This window comes from Mycobacterium sp. shizuoka-1 (assembly GCF_002723835.1).
GTDB lineage: Bacteria > Actinomycetota > Actinomycetes > Mycobacteriales > Mycobacteriaceae > Mycobacterium.
In genome coordinates, this window is sequence record NZ_BEWG01000024.1 from 136928 (window position 1) to 161522 (window position 24595).

The following is a 24595-nucleotide window of genomic DNA, read 5'->3' on the forward strand; positions in this document are numbered from 1 at the left end:
GGCACCCGGGGGCGCGGACGGGTTGTCCGGGCTGGTGGGCCAGATCGCGGACGCGCTGGGGGGACTGTTCGGCGGTGCCTCTGACGACCCGTCGACAGCTGACGACACCGATCCCGACGATCCCGGCGATCCCGGCGATCCCGGCGGTCCCGACCCGGACCGGGCCGACGAGGCCGAAGACACTGCGCCCGAAGATGTTCCGTTGGTCGGGCAGGCTGCCGAGGGGCAACCGGCCGAACCGCCACCGACGGTCACCGACGAGACGCCGGCCGAGCCCGCGCCGCCGGTCCCGCAGCCGTTGTCCGAACCGCAGGCGCCGCCGGAGTCGCCCCCGGCGCCGTCACCGGAACCGTCGGATGACCAGACCCCGTGTGAGATCGCCGCCGACGAGCTCGCGCAGGTGGGGCAGTGACGGCCGTGCCCGCCGGCCAACGGCGCGTGCTGCGCCCGGCCGATCAGCAGCGCGCTGCGCGCCCGCCGGTGATCAGGGCAGCAGCTGTTGCAATTCCTCGACCCAGCTGAGGTATTCGGTCGGGTCGGTGGTCACCGGCGTGGCCAGCAGCGTGGTGACGCCGGCCTCGGCGAATGCGGCGATGCGCTCCTTGACGAAGCCACGCGGGCCGATCAGGTTGACCTTGCGGACCAACTCGTCGGGAACTGCGGCGATCGCCTCGGCCTTGCGGCCGGCCAGGTACAGGTCCTGGATGTGGTCGGCGACCTCGCCGTACCCGTACCGGGTGGCCAGCTTGTGGTAGAAGTTCTGGCCCTTGGCGCCCATGCCGCCGATGTAGAGCGCCAGATGGGGCTTGGCCCAGTTCAGCCGCTCCTCGACATCGTCGCCGATCGCCAGCGACACCCCGACCATCACGTCGAGTTCGCCGAGTTGGCTGTCGCGCTTGGCCTTTCCGGCTCGCAGCGCCTCGCCCCAGACGTCGTCGGCCTTCTCCGGGTAGAAGAACACCGGCTGCCAGCCTTCGGCGATCTCGGCGGTCAGCTCGACGTTCTTGGGGCCGAGGGCGGCGATGTTGATCGGAATGCGCTCGCGCACCGGGTGATTGATGATGTGCAGCGGCTTGCCCAGGCCGGTGCCGCGGTCGGCCGGAAGGGGGATCTGGTAGCTGCGGCCTTGGTGCTGCACGCGTTCGCGGCGCCAGACCTGGCGGCAGATGTCGACCACCTCACGGGTGCGGCCCAGCGGAGCGTCGAACGGTACACCGTGGAAGCCCTCCACCACCTGCGGTCCGGAGGTGCCGATGCCGAGCCGGAAGCGGCCGTCGGACACGAAGTCCAGCCCGGCGGCGGTCATCGCCAGCAGGGTGGGCGTCCTGGTGTAGATCGGGAACACGCCCGACCCCAGCTCGATGGTCGAGGTCTTCGCGGCCAAGTAGCCGAGCTGGCTGACCGCGTCGTAGGAGTAGGCCTCGGCCACCAGGGCGATGTCCACCCCGGCTTTTTCCAGCACCACGATGTGCTCGACGGCCTCGCGGAAGCCGCCCGAATAGTCCAAGAAGATGCCGGTGCGCATCAGCACGTTATATCACCAACCAGTTGGTTGGGTGATGGCCGGGTTATTTGAGCAGCGCCACGATCCGCTCTTCCGGCGTCACCGGCGGCAGCTCGGGGTCGGGCTGTTCGGTATTGGGCAGCACCGCCTCCGGGTCCGCGAACTCCCGGTAGTCCTTGTCGCCGGTCAGGTGGAACAGCAGGAACCCGGTGAGCAGCGCGCGCGCCGTCTTCTGGGTGCGCCGATCCGATCCCGGCAGGCCCAGAGCCCCGGCGAAGCGCCGCTTCTCGGCGAGCCCGGGCGCCTGCGCCTTGCTGACGATGTGCAGGACCGACCCCTTCCACGCGCCGGCCAGATCCAGGGCGTCGGTGCGCAGCGAGTGGGCGTCGTCGGGGGCGCTGAGCACCAGGCCGGGCACCTTCAGCGATGCCGCGGGCTGCTGCGCGGGCGGTTTGGTGACCGACGGGAACAGCGCCGCGACCGCCTTGGGCGCGGTCGCGCCCGCGCCGGACAGGCCGGCCGCAGCGAACACCGCGGCCGAGCCGCCGAATCCGTGACCGGCCAGTCCCAGTTTGGTGGGATGCACGCTGATCTGGCCGGGACCCAGCCGCACCCCGGTGATGATGTCGAGGGTGGTGCCCAGGTCGAACGCCAGGTTCAGCACCGACGGCGCCAGGCCGCCCTCGGTACCGGGCGCGGCGGCGACGATGCCCCACGACGCGAGATGTTCCAGAGTTTTCAGGTAGTGATCCACGCCTGTGAGCCAGTCGTGGCCGAAGGCCACACCGGGCAGATTCAGGCCCGAGGCCGGCGTGTAGACAGTGCCCGGTAGCCCGGCAAAGGCCAGGTCACCGCGGAGAACCCGATGGGGACCGCGGCGAGTGAGTGCCGCGAAGAGCTTGCGTGTCCTGGCCACTCCACGAACCTAGTCCACAGAGGTGGCGGTCGTTACTGCACTACCCTGGATGAACATGTGCGGAATCGTGGCTTACGTGGGGCATAGGCCTGCCCGTGACGTCGTGGTCGATGCACTGCGGCGGATGGAATACCGCGGTTACGACTCGTCTGGTGTCGCCCTGCTCGACGGGCACGGCGGCCTCACCGTGCGCCGACGCGCCGGCCGGCTGGCCAACCTCGAGGAGGCGCTCGCCGAGGCGGATCCGGAGGCGCTGACCGGCACCGCAGGCATGGGCCACACCCGGTGGGCCACCCACGGCCGGCCGACCGACCGCAATGCCCATCCGCACCGGGATGCGGCCGGCGAGTTCGCCGTCGTGCACAACGGCATCATCGAGAACTTCGCGGTGCTGCGCCAGGAGCTGGAAGCCGATGGTGTGGAGTTCGCCAGCGACACCGACACCGAGGTCGCCGTCCATCTGGTCGCCCGCGCGTACCGGCAGGGTCCGACCGCGGGCGATTTCGAGGCGTCGGTGCTGTCGGTGCTGCGCCGGCTGGAAGGGCATTTCACGCTGGTCTTCGCCCACGCGGGCGACCCGGGCACGATCATCGCGGCGCGGCGGTCCACCCCGCTGGTGGTCGGGATCGGCGACGGCGAGATGTTCCTCGGCTCCGATGTCGCGGCCTTCATCGAATTCACCAGGGACGCCGTTGAGCTGGGCCAGGATCAGGCGGTCGTGATCACCGCCGAGGGCTACCGGATCACCGACTTCGACGGTGTCGACGACGCCGCCAATGCCCGTGTCTTCCACATCGACTGGGACCTGTCGGCCGCCGAGAAGGGCGGCTACGAGTACTTCATGCTCAAGGAGATCGCCGAGCAGCCCGCAGCGGTCGGCGACACGCTGCTGGGGCATTTCGTCGACGGGCGCATCGTGCTCGACGAGCAACGCCTGTCCGATCAGGAGCTGCGCGAGGTCGACAAGGTGTTCATCGTCGCCTGCGGCACCGCCTTCCATTCTGGGCTGCTGGCCAAGTACGCGATCGAGCACTGGACCCGGCTGCCGGTGGAAGTCGAGCTGGCCAGTGAATTCCGATACCGGGACCCGGTTTTGGACCGCGGCACTCTGGTGATCGCCATCTCCCAGTCCGGCGAGACCGCGGACACCTTGGAGGCCGTCCGGCACGCCAAGAGCCAGAAGGCCAAGGTGCTGGCGATCTGCAACACGAACGGCAGCCAGATCCCGCGCGAGGCCGATGCCGTCCTCTACACCCGCGCCGGCCCGGAGATCGGGGTGGCGGCCACCAAGACCTTCCTGGCCCAGATCGCCGCGAACTACCTGGTCGGGCTGGCGCTGGCGCAGGCCCGCGGCACCAAGTACCCGGACGAGGTCGCTCGGGAGTACCACGAGCTGGAGGCGATGCCGGACCTGGTGGCCCGCACACTCGAGCACGTCGGGCCGATCACCGCGCTGGGGCAGCAGTTCGCGTCGTCGCCGACCGTGTTGTTCCTCGGCCGCCACGTCGGCTACCCGGTGGCGCTCGAAGGCGCGCTCAAGCTCAAAGAGCTGGCCTATATGCATGCCGAGGGCTTCGCGGCCGGCGAGCTCAAGCACGGTCCGATCGCGCTGATCGAGGAGGGCCTGCCGGTCATCGTGGTGATGCCGTCACCGAAGAACGCGGCAACCCTGCATGCCAAACTGCTGAGCAACATCCGCGAGATCCAGGCGCGCGGAGCGGTGACCATCGTGATCGCCGAGGAGGGCGACGACACGGTGCGTCCGTACGCCGATCAGATCTTCGAGATACCGGCGGTGTCAACGCTTTTCCAGCCGTTGCTGTCCACGGTGCCATTGCAGGTGTTCGCCGCCGCGGTGGCTCGGGCCCGCGGCTACGACGTCGACAAGCCGCGCAACCTGGCGAAGTCGGTCACCGTCGAATAGCCGTCGGTCAACCCAGTTGGTCGACGGCTGCGAGGATCTCGGCGACCTCGGTGCGGGTGGTGTAGTCGGGGTGGACGTCGCTCCACGCGATCACGCCGCCGTCGTCGAGGACGAGCACGGTCGGCATGGGCAGCTGGTAGCCGCCGTCGGCATTGGCTGTGCGCAGGTCGATACCGAGCTGCTCGGTGACTGCCCGCGAAGCCTCGGACGGCGTGACGACGATCCCGAGCGCGGCGGCGATCCGGTTGCCGGGGTCGGAAACCACATCGAACGTCAGGGCGTTGGTTTGCGATGTGGACAGCGAGCCGTCGGGCTTCTGGGGGCTGACGGCGATCAGCGGGATTCCTCGCTCGACCAGTTCCGGCACCAGCTGATCCTGGTATGTCTTGAGCGTCAGGTTGCAGTATGGGCACCACGCCCCGCGGTAGAACACGACGACTGCCGGCCGGCCTGCCCGCAGCGCGCTGATCGTCGTCGGGTTCCCTTGGGCGTCAAGTAGTTCGGGGTCAGGCAGCGGTGTGCCAGGCTGGGCGGCATCGGGTGCGACCCCCTCGTCGGCCATGCGCTTCTGGTCGGCGGCGAACACTTCGGCGATCTCGACGGGCAGATGGGCCGCCATCCCCTCCTGCAACTGGGTGACCTGGGCGGCGATCGTGGCGGGTTCGGTGGTGGACACGGTGACTCCTCTCGTGGGCTCACCGCCGATGGTGTCGAGGAAAAAATGGAGTGTCAATGCCAGTAATTCACCGACGGCGGGCGGCTTTGCCTGCGGTCTCGGTCACGTGCGCACCGATCTGGGTGATGACGGTGTCCATCGCCGCCGTCAGCGCGGCGGTGTCCCGGTGGACCTGGCTGAGCAACAACCCGCCCTGGGTGGCGGCGAGCAACGCCAGGGCGAGGCGGTCGGTGTCGGTACCCGGGATGAACTGGCCGGCGGCCGCCATCGCCGCCAGGCCGTCGCGCAACAACCGCTCCCACTCGGCGAACCAGCGGGCGAGCAGGGCGCGGGCCAGTGGGTCGGTCTCCGAGAGATCGGCGGCAAGCGAGCCCAGCGGGCACCCGCCGACACAGTTCTGAGCTGTGCGAATGCCGACCACGAGGTCGCGCCACCGCCAGAGGTCGTCGACACAGGTCAGCCGGTCCAGGCCCAGATGCTGGACGTCGAGCACCCGTCGGCCCTGCAGTTCGATGACGGCGGCGACCAAGGCGTCCTTGTCGGCGAAGTAGTGGTAGAGCTGCGAGGAGCTGATTCCGGCGGCGGTCTGGATGTCTTCGATCGTCGTCCGCGCGACTCCGCGTTCCTGCATCAGTCCGGCGGCGACTGCGACGATCCGGTCCCGGGTCGCGACGCCCTTGGCGGTCAGCCGGCGGCCGGTGACCGCTACAACCGTGCGCTCCTCTTCTGGTGTGGGCACTCCAGAATCGTAATCGGTTACCTCGCTATCGCGGTCTGCTGATACAGCGCCAGCCGCCATCGCCCGTCCTGGCGCCGGTACACGGACGACATCGCGCCGACGAAGGGTTTGTCGACGCCGTCGCGGTCGGCAGTGCAGACATAGACCAGCGCCGCCGCATCGGCCCCGGCCGCCACGACCCGCGGATCGGACAACTCGAAGCTGCGCCACGGGGGAGACTGACCCAGCGCCGCGGTGACCGCCGCCCGGTCCATCACCGCGCCGTTGGCCAGCACCATCACTGCGTCGTCGGTCATCACGTCCCGGTAGAAGCGGTCGCCGGTGGACTCACACAACGCCTGCCACCCGGCTCGTTCGATCGCGAGAAGTTCATCGAGTAACTGTTGATCGGTCATGGTCGGTGAATACCCAGGCCGACTTGGCTGCTAATGCCGATTCAGCACGTAACCTTGGTGCCGATGCGGCACTACTACACCGCCGACGCGATCCGCGCCGCCGAGGCCCCTTTGCTGGCCAGCCTGCCCGATGGCGTGCTGATGCGCCGCGCCGCCTACGGTCTGGCCACCGCGATCGCCGCGGAGCTGCGGTCGGTGACCGGCGCGCTGGCCGGTCGCCACGTGTGCGCGGTCGTCGGGTCCGGGGACAACGGCGGTGACGCGCTCTGGTCGGCCACCTTCCTGCGGCGGCGCGGGGTGGCGGCGACCGCGGTGCTGCTCAACCCCGAACACACCCATGCCGCCGCGCTGGCAGCCTTCCGCAACGCCGGCGGCCGGGTGGTGCCCGCCGTCGCGCCCACGGCGGATCTGGTGATCGACGGGGTGGTCGGCATCTCCGGCACGGGCCCGCTGCGGGCGGCAGCGGCCGAGGTGTTCGCCGCCGTCGAGCAGGCCGGAATCCCGGTCGTCGCCGTCGACATCCCCAGCGGCATCGACGTGCACACCGGCGCGATCACCGGGCCTGCCGTCCGCGCCGCACTCACCGTCACCTTCGGTGGACTCAAACCCGTCCACGCCCTCGCCGACTGCGGCCGAGTCGAACTCGTCGACATCGGGCTGAACCTGCCGCCGACCGATCTGCTGGGGTTCGAGGCCGCCGACGTCAAGGAGCGCTGGCCGGTCCCCGAGGCGCGCGACGACAAGTACACCCAGGGCGTGACCGGGATCCTGGCGGGGTCTGCCACCTATCCCGGTGCGGCGATCCTGTGCACCGGCGCCGCGGTGGCGTCCACCTCCGGCATGAAGCGCTACGCAGGCTCCGCCGCGGCCGAAGTGGTGTCGCACTGGCCGGAGGTGGTGGCCGCCGCCAACCCGCACGCCGCCGGCCGGGTGCAGGCCTGGGTCGTCGGACCGGGGCTCGGCACCGACGAAAATGCCTTCGGTGCTTTGACTTTCGCGCTCGGCACGGCGCTGCCCGTGGTGGTGGACGCCGACGCCCTGACGCTGCTGGCCGCGCAGCCGGAACTGGTGGCCGGTCGCAACGCCCCCACGGTGCTCACGCCGCACGCCGGAGAGTTCGCCCGGCTGGCCGGATCGCCGCCGGGGGAGGACCGAGTGGCCGCCACTCGTCGGCTCGCCGACGCGTTCGGTGCCACGGTCTTGCTCAAAGGCAACGTCACCGTCATCGCCGACACCTCCGGCGCGACCTACCTCAACCCGGCCGGCGGATCGTGGGCGGCCACCGCCGGATCCGGTGATGTGTTGTCCGGCATGATCGGATCGCTGCTGGCCGCCGGGCTGCCACCGGGCGAGGCGGCGGCGGCTGCGGCCTTCGTGCACGCCCGCGCCGCCAACGCCTCGGCCGCCGACCCCGGCCCCGCGCCCGCGCCCACCTCGGCCTCGCGCATCCTCGCCCACATCCGTCAAGCTGTCGCAGAACTCTAGGAAGGACGCCATGCCCCACGTCAAGTACCGTTCCCCGTCGATCGCACCGGCCTACACCGGGCGGCTGTCCACCGACCCGATCCCGTCGCTGCGGCTCCCTGACGAGGCAATGGAACCCGCTGCGGCATACCGGTTCATCCATGACGAACTGATGCTCGACGGCAGCTCCCGGCTCAACCTGGCGACGTTCGTCACCACCTGGATGGACCCCGAGGCCGAGAAGCTGATGTCGGAGACGTTCGACAAGAACATGATCGACAAGGACGAGTACCCGGCCACCGCGGCGATCGAATCCCGGTGTGTGGCCATGGTCGCCGACCTGTTCCACGCCGAGAACCTGCGCGACGACGACGCCTCGACCGCGGTCGGGGTGTCGACCATCGGGTCGTCCGAAGCGGTCATGCTCGGCGGGCTGGCATTGAAGTGGCGATGGAAGCAGCGCGTCGGCGATCAGTGGAAGTCACGCACCCCCAACCTGGTGATGGGCTCCAACGTCCAGGTGGTGTGGGAGAAGTTCTGCCGCTACTTCGAGGTCGAGCCGCGCTACATCCCAATGGCCGAAGACCGCTACGTCATCACCCCCGAACAGGTCCTCGACTACGTCGACGAGGACACCATCGGCGTGGTGGCCATCCTCGGAACCACCTACACCGGTGAGCTGGAACCGATCGCCGAGATCTGTGCCGCACTGGACCGATTGGCCCAGGACAAGGGCCTCGACGTCCCAGTGCACGTCGACGCCGCCAGCGGCGGGTTCGTGGTGCCGTTTCTGCACCCCGACCTGAAGTGGGACTTCCGGCTGCCGCGGGTGGCGTCGATCAACGTCAGCGGCCACAAGTACGGACTGACCTATCCGGGTATCGGATTCGTGGTGTGGCGCAATGCCGATTGCCTGCCCGAAGAGCTGGTGTTCCGGGTCAACTATCTCGGCGGCGACATGCCGACGTTCACGCTGAACTTCTCCCGGCCCGGTAATCAGGTGGTGGGCCAGTACTACAACTTCCTGCGCCTGGGTCGATCCGGCTACACCCATGTGATGCAATGCCTGTCGGGCACCGCACGGTGGTTCTCCGATCAACTGGAGAACTGCCAGCACTTCGAGGTGATCTCCGACGGGTCGGCGATCCCGGTGGTGGCCTTCCGGTTGAAGGGCGACTTCGGCTACACCGAATTCGACGTGTCGGCCGCGCTGCGCTCCTACGGGTGGCAGGTACCCGCTTACACCATGCCCGAAGGCGCAGAAGACGTTTCGGTGCTGCGCGTGGTGGTTCGGGAGGGATTCTCCGCCGACCTGGCCCGCTCGCTGTGGGAGGACCTCAACGCCGTGCTCGGCCACCTCGACGCGATCAAGCCCGAGGGCCACTTCACCCAAGAACACTTCGCGCACTGATGGCCGATTCCGACGCTGCCGAACTGCGCGCCAGCCGTGCCGACTGGACGGCCCAACACCTCGCGACCTATCTCGAAAGCGGGGGAGCCCGTGGGCACATCCTCGACCTGAGCGATGTCGGCGGTCGGCACTGCACCACGCATTGCCTGATTCGCCACACCGGTCGCACGTCAGGTCGCCGCTACGTCACACCGTTGATCTACGGAAACGTCGGCGGCGAGATCGTGATCGTCGCGTCGAAAGGCGGAGCCGACAGTCACCCGCAGTGGTACCGCAACATTCTGGCCGCCGACACCCTGGAGGTGCAGATCGCCACGCAGGCCTTCGAGGCTGCCTGGCGCGAACCTCTCGATGACGAACGGCACCAGGTCTGGGAGCACATGTGCCACCTCTACCCGCCCTACATCGCGTATCAGCAGTCCACCAGCCGGCGCATTCCGCTGGTCATGCTGAGCCTGTTGCGGCCGACCGCGACGTTCACGGCCACGCAGGACTGAGGAGCTAGCGGATGCGCTCGTTGGCCGGGTCGTAGATTGCCTTGAGTGACACCGTGATCGGGTAGACCTCGCCGCCGACGTTGACCGCGTAGGAGCCCGCGCGCACCCAGTCGGGCGTGACGACGGCGTTGTCGGCGGACCGGACGTAGCCCAGTCCGACACACGCACCGGTGGTGGCGCCCCACGCGGCCGAACTGACCTGTCCGGCGACGGCGCCGTCACGCAGGATGAGCTCGCCGCCCCACAGCATGGGCTCGGACGAGTCGACGGCGAAGCTGACCAGCCGCCGGCGCGGGCCGTCGGCCTTGGCCTTCGCCACCGCTGCGCGGCCGAGGAAGTCGATGTCCGAGGACAGCTTGCAGGCGAACAGCAGACCGGCCTCGACAGGGCTGTCGCCGGGGGTCAGCTCGCGCCCGAACGCCCGGTAGCCCTTCTCCAGACGCAGCGACTCGATGGCGTAGTAGCCGCCGCGGGCGATACCGAACCGCTCGCCGGCCGCCAGCAGGCTCTCGTAGACGCCCACCGCGAACTCGGTGGGAACGTAGAGCTCCCAACCCAGTTCGCCGACGTAGGTGATCCGGGTGGCTCGTACCGTCGCATAGCCCAGGGAAATGACCTGGCTGGTGGCGAATCCGAACGCGGCGTCGGACAGGTCGGCGTCGGTCAGGCTGCTCAGCAGCTCACGCGACCGGGGGCCCATCACCCCGAACACCGCCATCGACGAGGTGACGTCGACCAGCTCGGCCTGCGCCCCGGCCGGCAGATTCTTGCGGATGTGATCCTTGTCCCGCTCGGTGGTGGCCGCACTGCTGACGATCAGGAACTCACTCGTGCCGGTGCGGGTGACGGTGACGTCGGACTCGTAGGTTCCGCGCTCGTTGAGCATGCCGGTGTAGACCGACTTACCCACCGGAACAGCAACATCGGCGGTACACAGCCACTGCAGAGCGGCCTCGGCGCCCGGGCCGGTGAGCAGATACTTGGAGAACGACGTCTGGTCGAAGACGGTGACCGCGGTGCGGGTGTTCACCTGTTCGGCCGCCGACCACGGCAGCCAGTTCTGCTTGCCCCAGGAGTATTCGATCACCGGCTCGCTGCCGGGCGGCGCGAAGAAGTTGGCCCGCTCCCAGCCCATCCGGCTGCCGAAGTTCGCCCCCGCGGCGGCCAGCAGATGGTGGACGGGCGAACGCCGGAACGGCCGTGCGGTGGTCAGTTCCCGGTTGGGCCAGGGAATCTCGTAGTGCACGCCCAGAATCTCGGCGACCCGGTCGTGCAGCCAGGCGACGTTGCCGTTGAACGGCGCGAAGCGGCGGATGTCCACCCCGGTCAGGTCGGTGGTCGGCGAGCCGTTGACGATCCATTCGGCAAGCGCCCGCCCGGCGCCGCCGGCCGAGGCGATGCCCACCGAGTTGAAGCCGGCGCCGACGAAGAAGTTGGCGCACTCGGGAGCCTCGCCGAGAATGAACTGATTGTCCGGGGTGAAGCTCTCCGGTCCGTTGTACAGCTTCTTGAGCCCGGTGTGCTCGAGCGCTGGAATCCGCAGCAGCGCATTGTCCATCAGGATCTCGAAGTGCTCCCAGTCCTCGTCGAGCAGCTGGAACTCGAAGGGGTAGGGGATCTTGTCCGGTGCCACCCACGGCTTGGCCTCCGGCTCGAAACCGCCGATGACCAGCCCGCCGACCTCCTCCTTGAAGTAGGTGTAGCCGTCCGGATCGCGCAGGATCGGCAGATCGGGGTGCACACCGGCGATGGTCTCGGTGACGACGTAGAAGTGTTCTGCGGAATACAGCGGGACGTTCACCCCGGCCAGCGCGCCGATCGCCTTGGCCCATTGTCCGGCACAGTTGACCACGATCTCGGCCTCGATGTCGCCGGCGTCGGTGCGCACACCCGTCACCCGCCCGTCGGCGGTCAGCACATCGAGCACCCGGACGTGCTCGACGACCTTGGCGCCGCGCTGGCGCGCCCCCTTGGCCAATGCCATCGTCAGGTCGGTCGGATTGGCCTTGCCGTCCGCCGGCAGCCAGATTGCCCCGACCAGATCGTCGGTCCGCATCACCGGGTAGCGCTCGAAAGCCTCGTCGGGACTGAGCAGTTCGCAGTCGAGCTGATAGGCGGCGGCATTGGCTGCGGTGCGGCGCAACTGCGTCATCCGGTCCTCGGTGCGGGCCACGGTGACCCCGCCGCACTGCTTGTAGCCCGCGCTGAGCCCGGTCTCGGCCTCCAGTTCGGCGTACAGCTGGGTCGAGTACTGAACCAGCCGGGTGCCGCTCTCCGACGCGCGCAACTGACCGACCAGACCCGCTGCGTGCCAGGTGGTTCCGCACGACAGCTGGCCCTGTTCGAGCAGCACGACGTCGGTGTGGCCCAGCTTGGTCAGGTGGTAGGCGACACTGGTACCGATGACGCCGCCGCCGATGATGACGGTCTGGGCGCGGTCGGGCAGCTGTTGGGTGGGCATGTCGTCCTATTCGTCGTCAGTCGGATGCTTGCGCGTCGGTGAGCAGGCGGGGGAAATCTGGGCCGCGGAATTCCGCGACCGCGGACTCGTAGCGTTCCATCGCCCAATCCCAGAAGTCGAAATCCAAAGAGCTGGAGCCGTTCTGGATGCATCCCCACAAGGTCCAGCCGTACTTTCCGATGATGCCCTGCAGGCGTGCTCTGGCGGTCTTGTGGCGTAACCGGCGGCCGTAGTACAGCGTGACCAGTTCGTCGAGCTGATCGGTGGACAGCCCGCATTCGGCCCAGATGTTGCCCAGCTCGAAGCACGGGTCGTTGTTGCCGGAGTACTCGTAGTCGATCAACCAGACCTTCTCGCCGTTGTCGACGAAGTTCCCGGCCAGCAGATCGTTGTTGCAGGGAACGGTCATGTTCTCGGACGTTCCGAGAATCCGCTTCACCGTGTGGAATTCGCGGGTGTAGTGCAGATAATCGGTCGGTATCCGGAATCCGCGTTCCTGCACCACCTTCAGATAGGCCGGCTGACGCTCGAACATGTCGAATCGGTCGCGGAACCGCGGTCCGGCGTGCAGGGCCCGGCAGCCCTGCGCCACCCGGGCCAGCACATCGGGGCGCTGCAGGTCGGTGTTGGTCAACGTGGTGCCTTCGAGGAAACCCACCAGCAGGATGCCCAGATCGGGACGGTAGTCGATCACCGGCGCGCCGACGCCGGCCTGCTCGGCCGCCTTGCTGTTGAGGTACTCGTTGTCGCGGTCGATTCCCAGCAGGTTGGTGCTGTTGACGCTGCACCGGGCGACGTAGGTGCCGGCGGGGGTGGTGATCTTGATGTTGCGGTTGGTCAGGCCGCCGGAGAGTTCCTCGAGCTGCCGGGGCCGGCCGGCCAGGACTGGCAGCTGGTCGAACAGCGCGTCCAGTTCCGGGTCGGACAGAAAGGGCATACGGGCATCCTCGCGCCGGGTCGGGCATCGCATCTAAAAGACTAGACTATTGACTTGCGCCGGTGTCAATGCTTGACTCGGCCGTGCCGTCCAACCTCGATGCCAGTCCGGCCCTCGCTGTGATGTCGGAGTGGGCCACGGCCGCGCGTCCGGCGGTGATCTTCGACTTCAACGGAACACTCTCCGACGACGAGCCGATCCTGTTCCGGATCTTCACCGAGCTGTTCGCCGAGCACCTGAACTGGGCGATGACCCAGCAGGACTACGACCGTCACCTGCTCGGCCACAGCGACCGGGAGATCGTCGAGAAGGCCCTGCAGATCGCCGGGTTGCCGGGGTGCGACGTCGACGCGCTGCTCGAACTGCGCAAGCGGCGCTACCGGGAGCTCGTCGAGCACGACAACCCGATCCAGCCCGAGACGGTGCAACTCGTCCAGCTGCTGGCCGAACACGGCGTCCCGCTGGCGATCGTCACCGGCGCGCAGCGCGACGACGTCCACGCGGTGCTGGCTGCCAGCCCGGTCGGGGAGCTGATCCGGGTCGTCGTCGCCGAGGAAGATGTCACGCGCGGCAAGCCGGACCCGGAGGGATTCCTCGCCGGTGCCGGCCACCTCGGCTGCGCCCCTAGCGACGTCGTGGTGTTCGAGGATTCGGTTCCCGGGGTGCGGGGTGCGCTCGCGGCGGGCATGCGCTGCATCGCGGTCGGCACGGCCCCCAGCGACGAGCTGAAGGCCGTGGCGCCGGCCCTGATCACCAGGCTCTCGCCGGAGATCGCCCGGCACGTGTTGCCGCTCTAGGACGCCGGCGAGGTTTCGACCTCGGCGTCGGGGCCGCGGTCGACGCCCGAGCGCACCCGGATGCGGGTGCGGTCGGAGCGGAAGTAGTCGCGGGAGAACTCCACGGGAACACCGTTGCGGTCGTACGCGGTTCGGGTCACCAGCAGCAGCGGGTGACCCACTGCCACGCCGAGTAGCTCCGCCGCCGACTCGCTGGCCGGTGCGGCCTCGATGTGCTCGTCGGCGCGCAACAGCGGGGTGTCGAAGTCGTCGGCCATCAGCGAGTACACCGAGCCGGTGAGGTCGGCGGACAGCAGCCCGCGAAACCGCGCTGCGGGCAGATAGGTCTCTTCCAGTAGCACCGGGGTGCCGTTGGCCGAGCGCATCCGGATGATCTCGTGCACCTGGGCGCCGTGTCGCAGGCGCAGGGCGTGCCGAACGTTGGCCGTCGGCGGGCGGGTGGCCGCCCGGATCACCCGGGCACCGGCGGACATGTCCAGCCTGCGCAGTTGCTCGGTGAAGCCGGGTAGCCCGATGTGGTCGAACTCCAGGCGCGGTGTCTCGACGAAATTGCCCCCGAACCGGCCCCGGCTGCGTCGAATCAGGCCCTTGGCCTCGATGGCCGCCAATGCCTGGCGCAGCGTCATCCGGCTCACACCCAGCGCGCCGGCGATCTCGACCTCGGACGGCAGCTTGTCGCCCGGCGCCAACCGCCCGGACACGATCAGCTTCTCCAGCCAGGCCGCGATCCGAGAGTGTGCCGGCTGGTCAGACGGGCTACCGAGGTCCGGCCGCCTGGCCAGCACCGCGTCGTCCATCGACAGCAGCCGCATTCGCACGACTCTACCGTCCCGTCGGCGACGAACCGACAGGTCAGCGCCCTGTGCAGGCTCTCGCGCCGGCTTCTGGGACAATTGGCGGCGGTGACATGACTATGCACACGACATCGTCGACTCCGTCGACGAACACCCAGGTTCCGCGCCCCGGCGCCCAAGCGCTCGTCGATCTCGGCGCGATCGCCCACAACGTGCGCGTTCTGCGCGAGCACGCGGGGTCCGCACAGGTGATGGCGGTCGTCAAGGCCGACGCCTACGGCCACGGCGCGGTCGCGGCCGGCCGGGCGGCGGTGGCGGCCGGCGCGGCCGAGCTGGGTGTGGCGACCATCGACGAGGCGCTGGCGCTGCGGGCCGGTGGCATCACAGCACCAGTGCTGTCGTGGCTGCACCCGCCGGGCACCGATTTCGCACCCGCGCTGGCGGCCGACGTGCAGATCGCGGTGTCGTCGGCACGTCAGGTCGCCGCCTTGCTCGACGCGGTCGAGGCCACCGGCCGCACCGCCGAGGTCACCGTGAAGGTCGACACCGGGCTCAACCGCAACGGGGTCAGCGCCGCCGATTTCGGCGCGGTGCTGACCGAGTTGCAGCGTGCGGTCGCCACCGACGCCATCGCACTGCGCGGCATCATGTCGCACCTCGCCAACGGCGATGTTCCCGACGATCCGCTCAATGATCTTCAGGCGCAACGGTTCACCGAGATGATCGCCGAAGCACGCAGTCGCGGAATCGAATTCGACGTTGCCCACCTTTCGAACTCGCCGTCGGCGATGACCCGTCCCGACCTCGGCTTCGACATGGTCCGGCCGGGAATCGCGGTGTACGGCCTGAGCCCCATCCCCGAACGTGGCGACATGGGACTACGGCCTGCGATGACGTTGAAGTGCGCGGTGACCATGGTCAAGCCGATCAAGGCCGGGGAAGGGGTGTCCTACGGGCACACCTGGATCGCCGAACGGGACACCACCCTCGCGCTGTTGCCGATCGGCTATGCCGACGGACTGTATCGCCCCCTCGGCGGCCGGATCGACGTGCTGATCAACGGCAGGTGCCGGCGCAGTGTCGGACGGGTCTGCATGGACCAGTTCGTCGTCGACCTGGGCCCGGGCGCACCCGACGTGGTCGAGGGGGACGAGGCGATCCTGTTCGGACCCGGCACATCCGGCGAACCGACGGCCCAGGACTGGGCCGACCTGCTGGGCACGATCCACTACGAGGTGGTCACCAGCCCGCGCGGACGCGTGGTGCGCACCTATCGGGAGGTCGACGCCGGTGGGCAGTGACGAGACGCTCCCCAAGCGCGGCAAAGGAATCGACGAACGATTGGCGCGCCGCGCTGAGAAGACCGCCGAGCGACTGGCCCGCAAGGCCGACAACCCGGCGTTCGGTGTCGGTAAGAAGGCCGGCCTGCTGGCCGGGGTGGCCGGACTGGGTGCGGTGGGCACGGTGGCCGGGCTCTCGGCGGCGCGCGCGTTCGCGCACCGGTCGTATATCGAGGACGCCTACCAGGGTGAGGATTTCGCGCTGCTGGACGCCGACCGCGGTTGTGTGGTCACCACGGCGGACGGCATTCCCCTGGTGGTGCGCGAGGTCGGTCCGATCACCGCGCCGCTGACGGTGGTGTTCGCCCACGGGTTCTGCCTGAGAATGGGGTCGTTTCACTTCCAGCGCGCCGCTCTCGCGCAACGGTGGGGCGATCAGGTCCGGATGGTTTTCTACGACCAGCGCGGCCACGGGCAGTCCGGGCCCGCCCCGGTCGACACCTACACCGTGCCTCAGCTCGGCCAGGATCTGGAAACCATTCTGCAAGTGATGGTTCCGCGCGGACCGGTGGTGCTGGTCGGGCACTCGATGGGCGGTATGACGGTGTTGTCGCACGCCCGCCAGTTCCCCGAGCGCTATGGCCGCCGCATTGTCGGTGCGGCGCTGATCTCGTCGGCCTCCGAGGGGTTGTCCCGTTCGCCGCTGGGCGAGATCCTGCAGAACCCGGCCCTGGAGGCGGTGCGGTTCGCCGCTCGCTACGCGCCCAAGCTCGTACACCGGACCCGCGGCGCCGCCCGATCAGCCCTGCGACCGATCCTGCGCGCTGCCTCCTACGGCGACGACCACATGAGCCCTCGCGTGGTGGCGTTCTCCGAGGAGATGATTCACGACACCCCGATCGCCACCCTCGTCGAGTTCCTGCACGCCCTGGAAGTGCACGACGAGAGTGCTGCGCTGCCGGTGCTGGCCCGGATCCCGACGTTGATCGCGTGCGGCGACCATGACGTGCTGACCCCGGTCAAACACTCCGAGGAGATGGCCGCGGTACTGCCGAACAGTGAACTGCTGATCGTCGGCGGCGCAGGCCATCTGGTGCAGCTCGAAGTGCCCGACCTGATCAACGACGCACTGGTGCGCCTGGTCGAACGTGCCACACCGTCGAAGCTGGTCGCGCTGGCCCGCAAGCTGAAGGACCGGGCCCGTGGATAGGCAGGGCGGTACCCGCGAACTGCCGGCCGTGGAGGACACCATCGCCCTCGGCGAGCAACTCGGCAGGCAACTGCGGGCGGGCGACGTCGTGGTGCTGTCCGGACCGCTGGGAGCCGGAAAGACGGCTCTCACCAAGGGAATCGCCGCCGGTATGGATGTCGAGGGACCGGTCACGTCGCCGACGTTCGTGCTGGCCCGCGTGCACCGGCCCCGACGGCCAGGCCGACCGGAGTTGGTGCACGTCGACGTCTACCGTCTGCTCGAGCACACCGGCGCCGACCTGCTGGCCGAGCTGGACTCGCTGGATCTGGACGCCGATCTCGACGACGCCGTGGTGGTGGTCGAGTGGGGTGAGGGGCTGGCCGAACGGCTGTCGCAGAACCATCTCGACATCACGTTGGCGCGCGGGACCGACACTGACACCCGCACCGCGACCTGGCGATGGAACCACGAATGATCCGCAACATCCTGGCCATCGACACCGCAACGCCCGCCGTCACCGCCGCGGTCGTGGTGCGCGACAGCGGTTTCGAGGTGGCCGGGCAGCGGATCACGCTGGACGCGCGTGCCCACGCCGAGACGTTGACCCCCAACGTGGTGGCGGCGGTCGCCGAGGCCGGGATGACGATGGCCGACCTGGATGCCGTCGTGGTCGGCTGCGGCCCGGGTCCGTTCACCGGGCTGCGGGTCGGGATGGCCACCGCTGCGGCCTACGGTCATGCGCTGGCCCGCCCGGTCTACGGGGTCTGCAGCCTGGACGCCATCGGCGTGCAGACCACCGGCGAGGTGCTGGTGGTGACCGATGCCCGCCGCCGCGAGGTCTACTGGGCGCGCTATCGCGACGGGGTGCGCGTCGATGGCCCTGATGTGGCCGCGCCCGCCGACGTTCCTGTCGGTGCCGCCACGACCGTGGCGGGGTCCCCCGACCACGCTGCGCTGTTCGCGCTGCCCCGCATCGAGCCGGCATATCCGACTGCTCTGGGTTTGGTTGCCGCCGTTGTGGACTGGACTGCCGAGCCTGCCGCGCTGGTGCCGCTGTACCTGCGCCGTCCCGATGCCAAGACCCTGGCCGAGCGGGGGGTGCTGCGATGAACGTCCGCTACGGCCCGCTGCAGAAGTCCGACGCCGCCCGCTGCGCCGAGCTGGAGAACCTGTTGTTCGACGGCGACGACCCGTGGCCGGATTTCGCGTTCATCCGCGAGCTGGCCGCCCCGCACAACCGCTACGTCGCCGCCCGGGTCGACGACAAGCTGGTCGGCTACGCCGGCATCTCGCGGCTGGGCCGCACACCGCCGTTCGAGTACGAAATCCACACCCTAGGTGTCGATCCCGCCTACCAGGGCCACGGGATCGGACGGCAGATGATGACCGAGCTGCTCGCCGAGGTCGGCCCGGATTCGGTGGTGTACCTGGAGGTGCGTACCGACAACGAGCCGGCGATCGCGCTCTACACCAGCCTCGGGTTCACCCGCGTCGGGGTGCGTAAACGGTACTACCGGGTCAGCGGCGCCGACGCCTATACGATGCGACGGGATCCCAGCCATGACTAACATCCTGGCAATCGAAAGCTCTTGCGACGAAACCGGAGTCGGCATCGCCCGGCTCGACGGTGACGGGACCGTGACGCTGCTGGCCGACGAGGTCGCCTCCAGCGTCGACGAGCACACCCGGTACGGCGGGGTGGTTCCCGAGATAGCTTCCCGCGCCCACCTCGAGGCGCTCGGGCCGACCATGCGCCGGGCGTTGCAGGTCGCCGGGATCGACAGGCCCGATGTCGTCGCGGCCACGATCGGCCCGGGACTGGCAGGCGCACTGCTGGTCGGGGTCGCTGCCGCCAAGGCATACGCCGCGGCGTGGGGCGTGCCGTTCTATGCGGTGAACCATCTGGGCGGGCATCTGGCCGCCGACGTCTTCGACCACGGCCCGCTGCCCGAGAGCGTGGGACTGCTGGTGTCCGGCGGGCACACTCATCTGCTGCACGTGCGGTCGCTGGGCGAGCCGATCGTCGAGCTCGGCAGCACCGTCGACGACGCGGCGGGGGAGGCCTACGACAAGGTGGCTCGGCTGCTCGGGCTGGGGTATCCGGGCGGACGGCCGCTCGACGAGCTGGCCCGCACCGGTGACCGCAACGCGATCGTCTTCCCGCGCGGCATGACCGGACCCCGCGACGAGCCGTACGCCTTCTCGTTCTCCGGACTCAAGACGGCCGTGGCCCGCTACGTCGAGAACCATCCGGACGCCTCGACCGCCGACGTGGCCGCCGGCTTCCAGGAGGCGGTCGCCGATGTCCTCACCGCCAAGGCGGTGCGCGCGGCGGGCGAACTCGGCGTGTCGACGCTGCTGATCGCCGGTGGGGTGGCGGCCAATTCCCGGCTGCGGGAGCTGGCCGAAGAACGTTGCGCGGCAGCGGGTTTGACGTTACGTATCCCGCGCCCCCGGCTGTGTACCGACAATGGGGCGATGATCGCCTCGTTCGCCGCACACCTCATCGCCGCCGGTGCGGCACCGTCGCCGCTGGATGTCCCCAGTGATCCCGGCCTACCGGTGATCGCGGGGCAGGTCGCATGAGCAGTCGGGACGAGATCACCGAACTGCTCTACCGCTACGCCGAGCTGATCGATTCCGGTGATTTCGACAGTGTCGGGCAGCTGCTGAGCCGTGCCACCTTCGGTGGCACGTACACCCCCAGGCTGTCGGGTGCGCAGGACATTGCGGGACTGTTCGCGGCGACCATCCGCCGCTTTCCCGACACCGGATCCAACGTCGCCGGCCCCGCGGCTCCGGGGACCCCCAAGACCCGCCACCTCGTGCTCAACGCGATCGTCGACATCGATGGTGACACCGCCGCAGCCCGGTCGACGTTCCTGGTGGTTCAGGCCACCGACACTGTGCCGTTCCAACCGATCGTCGCCGGCCGCTACGACGACCGGTTCGCCCGCGACGCCGATGGCTGGTACTTCACCGAGCGCAAAGTCGACGTCGAGATGATCGGCGACGTCTCCGCTCACCTGATGATCGATCCGCACCAGTTCGACCGGTGATGCACTACGACCTTCGGCTGCGCCCCGCACAGCCGGCCACCCCGGCCCCGGATGCCTTCACGATCCACCGCGACGCGGTGGCTGCCACTGCCGGTCGGGACGGACTGAGCTTGGCTTATGTCCGCGAGGGGATCGGCGGCTATCCGCTGCTCCTGCTGCACGGCTACCCCGAGACCAAGCGCATCTGGTGGCGCAACATCGCCGCCCTGGCCGACGCGGGCTACGAGGTGATCGCCCCGGATCTGCGCGGCCACGGTGATTCGGACCTGTCGCGCGACGACGTCTACGACATCGCGGCCTACAGTCGCGATGTCTACCTACTGGTGCATGACGTCCTCGGGCACGAGCACTGCGGGGTGGTCGGTGGCGACGTCGGCGGCGTGGTCGCGGTGGACCTGCTGCACCGGTATCCCGGTTTCGTCGACAAGCTGGTGTTCTTCGACACCGTGGCCCCCCTGGTGTTCGACGACTACGTCGCCGCCGGGATCGACCCGGCTGCGATCCTGCCCGACGGGCCCACCGGTGACTACCGCCAGCGCCAGGGCGCGACGCCGGACGACCTCGCGGCCGAGCTGGACACCGCCGACAAGCGCCGGCGGTACGTGGCGGAGATGTACGGGCACCGGCTGTGGGCCTCGCCGGGCACCTTCAGCCAGGCCGACGTGGACTTCATGACCGAGCCGTTCGGCGACGAGGACCGGCTGCGGGCCGGCTGGGCGGTCTACCAGCTGGCCTACGGCAGGGCGTCCAGTGAGCCGCCGATCATGGACCGCAAGGTCGACCTCCCGACTCTGATCCTCTACGGCATGGACGACCGTGTGGTCGGTCCGGAGTTCGTGCACCTGTGCGAGGTGGCCTTCACCGACCGGACCGGGCCGGTGGTGCTGCCCGGGGCCGGGCACTTCCTGCAATGGGAACGGGCCGACCTGTTCAATGCCCTGGTCGTGGCATTTTTCGGGGACTTACGCGTCCGTCACGAGCTGTCGGGCTGACCGGCGGTGTCCGCTGTCGGCGAATAGGCAGCGGGCCACCCTTGAGTGCTAGCACTCGCATGTATAGAGTGCTAGGTGGCTTGCGGACAAACCCTGCGCCGGCACCCGCGACGACGGTGTGAGGACTTGGACGTATGCCGAACACCTGGTAATTCCGACTGGTCAGGGCGCACCAGCCCCGGCCGCACATTAACTAAGTGGAGGACTCCATCGTGGCCGTGAACATCAAGCCACTCGAGGACAAGATCCTCGTACAGGCCAATGAGGCCGAGACGACCACCGCGTCGGGTCTGGTCATCCCGGACACCGCCAAGGAGAAGCCGCAGGAAGGCACCGTCGTTGCCGTCGGCCCCGGCCGCTGGGACGAGGATGGCGAGAAGCGGATCCCGCTGGACGTCGCCGAGGGCGACACCGTCATCTACAGCAAGTACGGCGGCACCGAGATCAAGTACAACGGCGAGGAGTACCTGATCCTGTCGGCCCGCGACGTGCTGGCGGTCGTCAACAAGTAGCAGCCGTGAGCCGCCCCGGAGATCCCCGCATGCGTGCGGGTGGTGTCCGGGGCGGAACGCGCTTAAGCGAAATCAGGACTGACATATGAGCAAGCAGATTGAGTTCAACGAGACTGCGCGCCGGGCCATGGAGGTCGGCGTCGACAAGCTCGCCGACGCCGTGAAGGTGACGCTGGGGCCGCGTGGTCGCCATGTGGTGCTCGCCAAGGCGTTCGGCGGCCCGACGGTCACCAACGACGGCGTGACCATCGCCCGCGAGATCGAGCTCGAGGATCCGTTCGAGAACCTCGGCGCCCAGCTGGTGAAGTCGGTGGCCACCAAGACCAACGACGTCGCCGGCGACGGAACCACCACGGCCACCGTGCTGGCCCAGGCCATCGTCAAGAACGGCCTGCGCAACGTGGCCGCGGGCGCCAACCCGATCGCCCTGGGTTCGGGTATCGGCAAGGCCGCCGACGCCGTGTCCGAGGCACTGCTGGCTTCGGCCAAGCAGGTGTCGGACAAGGTCGCCATCGGCCAGGTCGCCACCGTGTCCTCGCGGGACGAGGAAGTCGGCGAGATGGTCGGCGAGGCGATGACCAAGGTCGGTGCCGACGGCGTGGTGAGCGTCGAGGAGTCCTCGACCCTGAACACCGAGCTGGAGATCACCGACGGTGTCGGGTTCGACAAGGGCTTCATCTCGGCCTACTTCGTCACCGATTTCGATTCGCAGGAAGCCGTTCTCGAGGACGCGCTGGTGCTGCTGCACCGCGACAAGATCAGCTCGCTGCCCGACCTGCTGCCGCTGCTGGAGAAGGTTGCGCAGGCCGGTAAGCCGCTGCTGATCGTCGCCGAGGACGTCGAGGGCGAGGCGCTGTCGACGCTGGTCGTCAACGCGATCCGCAAGACGCTCAAGGCCGTCGCGGTCAAGGCGCCGTTCTTCGGCGATCGCCGCAAGGCGTTCCTCGAGGACCTGGCGATCGTCACCGGTGGTCAGGTGGTCAACCCCGACGTCGGCCTGCTGCTGCGTGAGGTCGGCCTCGAGGTGCTCGGCTCCGCGCGCCGCGTGGTGGTCAGCAAGGACGACACCGTGATCGTCGACGGCGGCGGGACCGCCGACGCGATCGCCGGCCGGGTCAAGCAGCTCAAGAGTGAGATCGAGGCGAGCGACTCCGACTGGGACCGCGAGAAGCTGCAGGAGCGGCTGGCCAAGCTGGCCGGCGGCGTTGCGGTGATCAAGGTCGGTGCGGCCACCGAGACCGCGCTCAAGGAGCGTAAGCACCGGGTCGAGGACGCCGTCGCGGCGGCCAAGGCCGCGGTCGAGGAGGGCATCGTCGCCGGCGGCGGCAGCGCTCTGGTGCAGGCCCGTGCCGCGCTGGATTCGTTGCGCGCCACGGTGTCCGGGGACGAGGCTCTCGGTGTCGAGGTGTTCGCCTCGTCGCTGACGGCCCCGCTGTTCTGGATCGCCACCAACGCCGGTCTCGACGGGGCCGTCGTGGTCAGCAAGGTCAGCGAACTGCCCACCGGGCACGGCTTCAACGCCGCGACGCTGACCTACGGCGACCTGATCGCCGACGGTGTGATCGATCCGGTGAAGGTGACCCGCTCCGCGGTGCTCAACGCCGCATCGGTGGCCCGGATGGTGCTCACCACCGAGACCGCTGTGGTCGAGAAGCCGGTCGAGGTCGACGAGCACGCCGGCCACGGTCATCACCACGGGCACGCGCACTAGTTCGTTACTACGAGAGACACCCCCGGTCCTGTTGGGCCGGGGGTGTTTTCGTCTAGTCGTCGCTTGTCGAGTCCATGTCGTCGGCATCTTCTTGATCCGCCGACCACTGACTCAATTCTTCTCGGATCAGCTTGCGCTCATCCCGTCGCCGCGCGGGTGTCGCAAATCTCTTCGCCTCGTCGTTTGTTCCCCAATAGCCGTGGCCGGCGCTGGAGTTGTGGGCGCCAGCGTGCTCGGTCTTCCCGCGGCCAATGCCCATGTCAAGCACGGTACGCGGCCAATCTCTGCTGTCGACTCGATTTGTGCCGACATGGCGGTAATCGACGACCACTGAGACCACTGAGACCACTAAGACCACTGTGGTCGAGAAGCCGGTCGAGGTCGACGAGCACGCCGGCCACGGTCATCACCACGGGTACGCGCACTAGTTCGTCACGACGAGAGAGACCCCCGGTCCCGTTGGCCAGGAGGCGTTTTCCTCAGCGTCCCTCGATGTCAGAGGGTGACTGTAGGGTCGTGCCCGCATCGTGTGGATCGAGGAGGTCTGATGAGCGTGACAATGCCGGACGGCGACTGGTTTGCGAACGTCGAAGCGCGGCCTCACCCGTGGCCTGGGCTGGGTTGGAACACCGTCGGCCTCGTGTATGACGACGTGGACGCCGCGGTCGAGTTCTATGCAAACGCGCTCGGGATGGTCCCGATCGCGGTGTTGCCTGACGAGGACGGTCACACGTTCTTCGCCCGTATGCGATACCGCGGCACCAACATCACGCTGAACCGGCCGGGCTGGGATTCGGATCTGAACCAGACCACTGCCGACTCGCCTCCGCACTTCATCTTCTATCTGTACGTCGACGACGTTGCTTCGACGGTCGCGGCGATGGAAGCGCGCGGCGGAACGGGAGTCATGTCCGCCGCGCAGACTCCATGGGGTGACCTTCGGGCACGCGTGCGAGATCCCTTCGGCTATCTGTGGGACCTCGCGCAGCGCAACGACTCCCAGGGCTGATCTGTGGGCTGCACCTTTCGGCACTGAGACCGCCGTCGTGGACATGCCGGTCGACGTCGACGGGCACGCCGGTGTGGGCAGAGCGCCTCGAGCCGTGGCGGCAGCCGGTGCTAACTTCTGCAGCGTGTCCTACACGCTGTATCGCGAATCCCCGGTGCCGATTTGGATCGTCGGCCAGGGGAAAAAGCCTCAGATTGGCGATGGGCCGGTCCTGGATCTCTATCGGTCACTGCGACCCGTAGACGGAGTCGAATGGATCGCGTTTCGTGGCGCCCGGATCGAGCTCCTGCCTGAGGTCCTGGCGACCGGTGTCGACGCGACACCG

Annotated in this window: 26 protein-coding genes and 1 pseudogene; 18 read left to right on the forward strand and 9 right to left on the reverse strand. The window is 68.6% G+C overall.

Annotated features, from left to right (window positions below; all coding sequences use genetic code 11):
* Positions 1–412: pseudogene (locus MSZK_RS08580) on the forward strand (hypothetical protein); the annotation flags it as partial.
* A gap of 72 nt (positions 413–484) precedes the next feature.
* Here the strand turns inward: MSZK_RS08580 and MSZK_RS08585 are convergent.
* Positions 485–1525 carry an LLM class F420-dependent oxidoreductase gene (locus tag MSZK_RS08585; protein ID WP_199203245.1) on the reverse strand — a complete coding sequence of 347 codons (1041 nt, stop codon included), beginning with the start codon at positions 1523–1525 and terminating at the stop codon, positions 485–487.
* Between the two features lie 43 nt (positions 1526–1568).
* Positions 1569–2420, reverse strand: coding sequence for a dienelactone hydrolase family protein (locus MSZK_RS08590; RefSeq protein WP_099246826.1), 852 nt, complete (start codon positions 2418–2420; stop codon positions 1569–1571).
* Between the two features lie 55 nt (positions 2421–2475).
* Between MSZK_RS08590 and glmS the strand changes: the two genes are divergently transcribed.
* Positions 2476–4344 carry a glutamine--fructose-6-phosphate transaminase (isomerizing) gene (glmS, locus tag MSZK_RS08595; protein WP_099246921.1) on the forward strand — a complete coding sequence of 623 codons (1869 nt, stop codon included), beginning with the start codon at positions 2476–2478 and terminating at the stop codon, positions 4342–4344.
* A 7-nt stretch (positions 4345–4351) separates the two neighbouring features.
* Here the strand turns inward: glmS and MSZK_RS08600 are convergent, their stop codons facing one another.
* From MSZK_RS08600 to MSZK_RS08610, 3 genes are all read right to left on the reverse strand, one after another.
* A complete protein-coding gene (locus MSZK_RS08600) occupies positions 4352–5020 on the reverse strand; it encodes a peroxiredoxin-like family protein (RefSeq protein WP_233211179.1) in 669 nt (222 codons plus the stop codon).
* 67 nt (positions 5021–5087) lie between these two features.
* A complete protein-coding gene (locus MSZK_RS08605; RefSeq protein ID WP_233211180.1) occupies positions 5088–5759 on the reverse strand; it encodes a TetR/AcrR family transcriptional regulator in 672 nt (223 codons plus the stop codon).
* Positions 5760–5776: 17 nt separating this feature from the next.
* On the reverse strand, positions 5777–6154 hold the full coding sequence (locus MSZK_RS08610; protein ID WP_099246830.1) for a nuclear transport factor 2 family protein: 378 nt from the start codon (positions 6152–6154) through the stop codon (positions 5777–5779).
* 63 nt (positions 6155–6217) lie between these two features.
* On the opposite strand from MSZK_RS08610, the gene MSZK_RS08615 reads away from it, so the two are divergent.
* The 3 genes from MSZK_RS08615 to MSZK_RS08625 are packed head-to-tail and all read left to right on the forward strand — an operon-like array spanning position 6218 to position 9526.
* A complete protein-coding gene (locus tag MSZK_RS08615; RefSeq protein ID WP_099246925.1) occupies positions 6218–7639 on the forward strand; it encodes an NAD(P)H-hydrate dehydratase in 1422 nt (473 codons plus the stop codon).
* Positions 7640–7649: 10 nt separating this feature from the next.
* On the forward strand, positions 7650–9029 hold the full coding sequence (locus tag MSZK_RS08620; RefSeq protein ID WP_099246832.1) for a glutamate decarboxylase: 1380 nt from the start codon (positions 7650–7652) through the stop codon (positions 9027–9029).
* The gene (locus MSZK_RS08625; protein ID WP_099246834.1) at positions 9029–9526 is read left to right on the forward strand and encodes a nitroreductase/quinone reductase family protein; all 498 of its coding nucleotides are present in this window, start codon (positions 9029–9031) and stop codon (positions 9524–9526) included. The genes MSZK_RS08620 and MSZK_RS08625 overlap by 1 nt, the downstream gene beginning before the upstream one ends.
* Positions 9527–9530: 4 nt before the next feature.
* Here the strand turns inward: MSZK_RS08625 and MSZK_RS08630 are convergent, their stop codons facing one another.
* Positions 9531–11987 carry an FAD-dependent oxidoreductase gene (locus MSZK_RS08630; RefSeq protein WP_099246836.1) on the reverse strand — a complete coding sequence of 819 codons (2457 nt, stop codon included), beginning with the start codon at positions 11985–11987 and terminating at the stop codon, positions 9531–9533.
* Between the two features lie 16 nt (positions 11988–12003).
* Entirely contained in the window at positions 12004–12924 is a 921-nt protein-coding gene (locus tag MSZK_RS08635) for a phosphotransferase (RefSeq protein WP_099246927.1), read from the reverse strand.
* Between the two features lie 68 nt (positions 12925–12992).
* On the opposite strand from MSZK_RS08635, the gene MSZK_RS08640 reads away from it, so the two are divergent.
* Positions 12993–13721, forward strand: coding sequence for an HAD family phosphatase (locus MSZK_RS08640; RefSeq protein WP_099246838.1), 729 nt, complete (start codon positions 12993–12995; stop codon positions 13719–13721).
* On the opposite strand, the gene MSZK_RS08645 is transcribed toward MSZK_RS08640, so the two are convergent.
* Positions 13718–14533 (reverse strand): GntR family transcriptional regulator, encoded by an 816-nt coding sequence (locus tag MSZK_RS08645; RefSeq protein ID WP_099246840.1) that lies wholly within the window; start codon positions 14531–14533, stop codon positions 13718–13720. The two genes, MSZK_RS08640 and MSZK_RS08645, sit on opposite strands and share 4 nt — an antisense overlap.
* 95 nt (positions 14534–14628) lie before the next feature.
* On the opposite strand from MSZK_RS08645, the gene alr reads away from it, so the two are divergent.
* From alr to groL, 10 genes are all read left to right on the forward strand, one after another.
* Entirely contained in the window at positions 14629–15816 is a 1188-nt protein-coding gene (alr, locus tag MSZK_RS08650; RefSeq protein WP_099246842.1) for an alanine racemase, read from the forward strand.
* 136 nt (positions 15817–15952) lie between these two features.
* Positions 15953–17005: an alpha/beta fold hydrolase gene (locus tag MSZK_RS08655; protein WP_099246929.1), complete on the forward strand. Its 1053-nt coding sequence runs from the start codon at positions 15953–15955 to the stop codon at positions 17003–17005.
* A complete protein-coding gene (gene tsaE / locus MSZK_RS08660; protein ID WP_099246844.1) occupies positions 16998–17462 on the forward strand; it encodes a tRNA (adenosine(37)-N6)-threonylcarbamoyltransferase complex ATPase subunit type 1 TsaE in 465 nt (154 codons plus the stop codon). The genes MSZK_RS08655 and tsaE overlap by 8 nt, the downstream gene beginning before the upstream one ends.
* Positions 17459–18097 (forward strand): tRNA (adenosine(37)-N6)-threonylcarbamoyltransferase complex dimerization subunit type 1 TsaB, encoded by a 639-nt coding sequence (gene tsaB, locus MSZK_RS08665; RefSeq protein WP_099246846.1) that lies wholly within the window; start codon positions 17459–17461, stop codon positions 18095–18097. The genes tsaE and tsaB overlap by 4 nt, the downstream gene beginning before the upstream one ends.
* Complete coding sequence (gene rimI / locus MSZK_RS08670; protein ID WP_099246848.1) at positions 18094–18555, forward strand: ribosomal protein S18-alanine N-acetyltransferase; 462 nt, start codon at positions 18094–18096, stop codon at positions 18553–18555. Before tsaB ends, rimI begins: the two co-directional genes overlap by 4 nt.
* Positions 18548–19573, forward strand: a complete 1026-nt coding sequence (gene tsaD, locus MSZK_RS08675; RefSeq protein ID WP_099246850.1) for a tRNA (adenosine(37)-N6)-threonylcarbamoyltransferase complex transferase subunit TsaD — start codon at positions 18548–18550, stop codon at positions 19571–19573. Before rimI ends, tsaD begins: the two co-directional genes overlap by 8 nt.
* On the forward strand, positions 19570–20046 hold the full coding sequence (locus MSZK_RS08680) for a nuclear transport factor 2 family protein (protein WP_099246852.1): 477 nt from the start codon (positions 19570–19572) through the stop codon (positions 20044–20046). The genes tsaD and MSZK_RS08680 overlap by 4 nt, the downstream gene beginning before the upstream one ends.
* Positions 20047–20198: 152 nt before the next feature.
* Entirely contained in the window at positions 20199–21038 is an 840-nt protein-coding gene (locus MSZK_RS08685; RefSeq protein WP_371411304.1) for an alpha/beta fold hydrolase, read from the forward strand.
* A 209-nt stretch (positions 21039–21247) separates the two neighbouring features.
* Complete coding sequence (groES, locus tag MSZK_RS08690; protein WP_036346100.1) at positions 21248–21550, forward strand: co-chaperone GroES; 303 nt, start codon at positions 21248–21250, stop codon at positions 21548–21550.
* 85 nt (positions 21551–21635) lie between these two features.
* Entirely contained in the window at positions 21636–23261 is a 1626-nt protein-coding gene (groL, locus tag MSZK_RS08695) for a chaperonin GroEL (protein WP_099246856.1), read from the forward strand.
* A gap of 52 nt (positions 23262–23313) precedes the next feature.
* Here groL and MSZK_RS08700 read toward each other — a convergent pair whose 3' ends face one another.
* The gene (locus MSZK_RS08700; protein ID WP_142389901.1) at positions 23314–23520 is read right to left on the reverse strand and encodes a hypothetical protein; all 207 of its coding nucleotides are present in this window, start codon (positions 23518–23520) and stop codon (positions 23314–23316) included.
* Between the two features lie 288 nt (positions 23521–23808).
* On the opposite strand from MSZK_RS08700, the gene MSZK_RS08705 reads away from it, so the two are divergent.
* A complete protein-coding gene (locus tag MSZK_RS08705) occupies positions 23809–24270 on the forward strand; it encodes a glyoxalase/bleomycin resistance/extradiol dioxygenase family protein (RefSeq protein WP_199203247.1) in 462 nt (153 codons plus the stop codon).
* Between the two features lie 124 nt (positions 24271–24394).
* A partial coding sequence (locus tag MSZK_RS32870) for a hypothetical protein (RefSeq protein WP_233211181.1) occupies positions 24395–24595 on the forward strand: 201 nt, incomplete at its 3' end.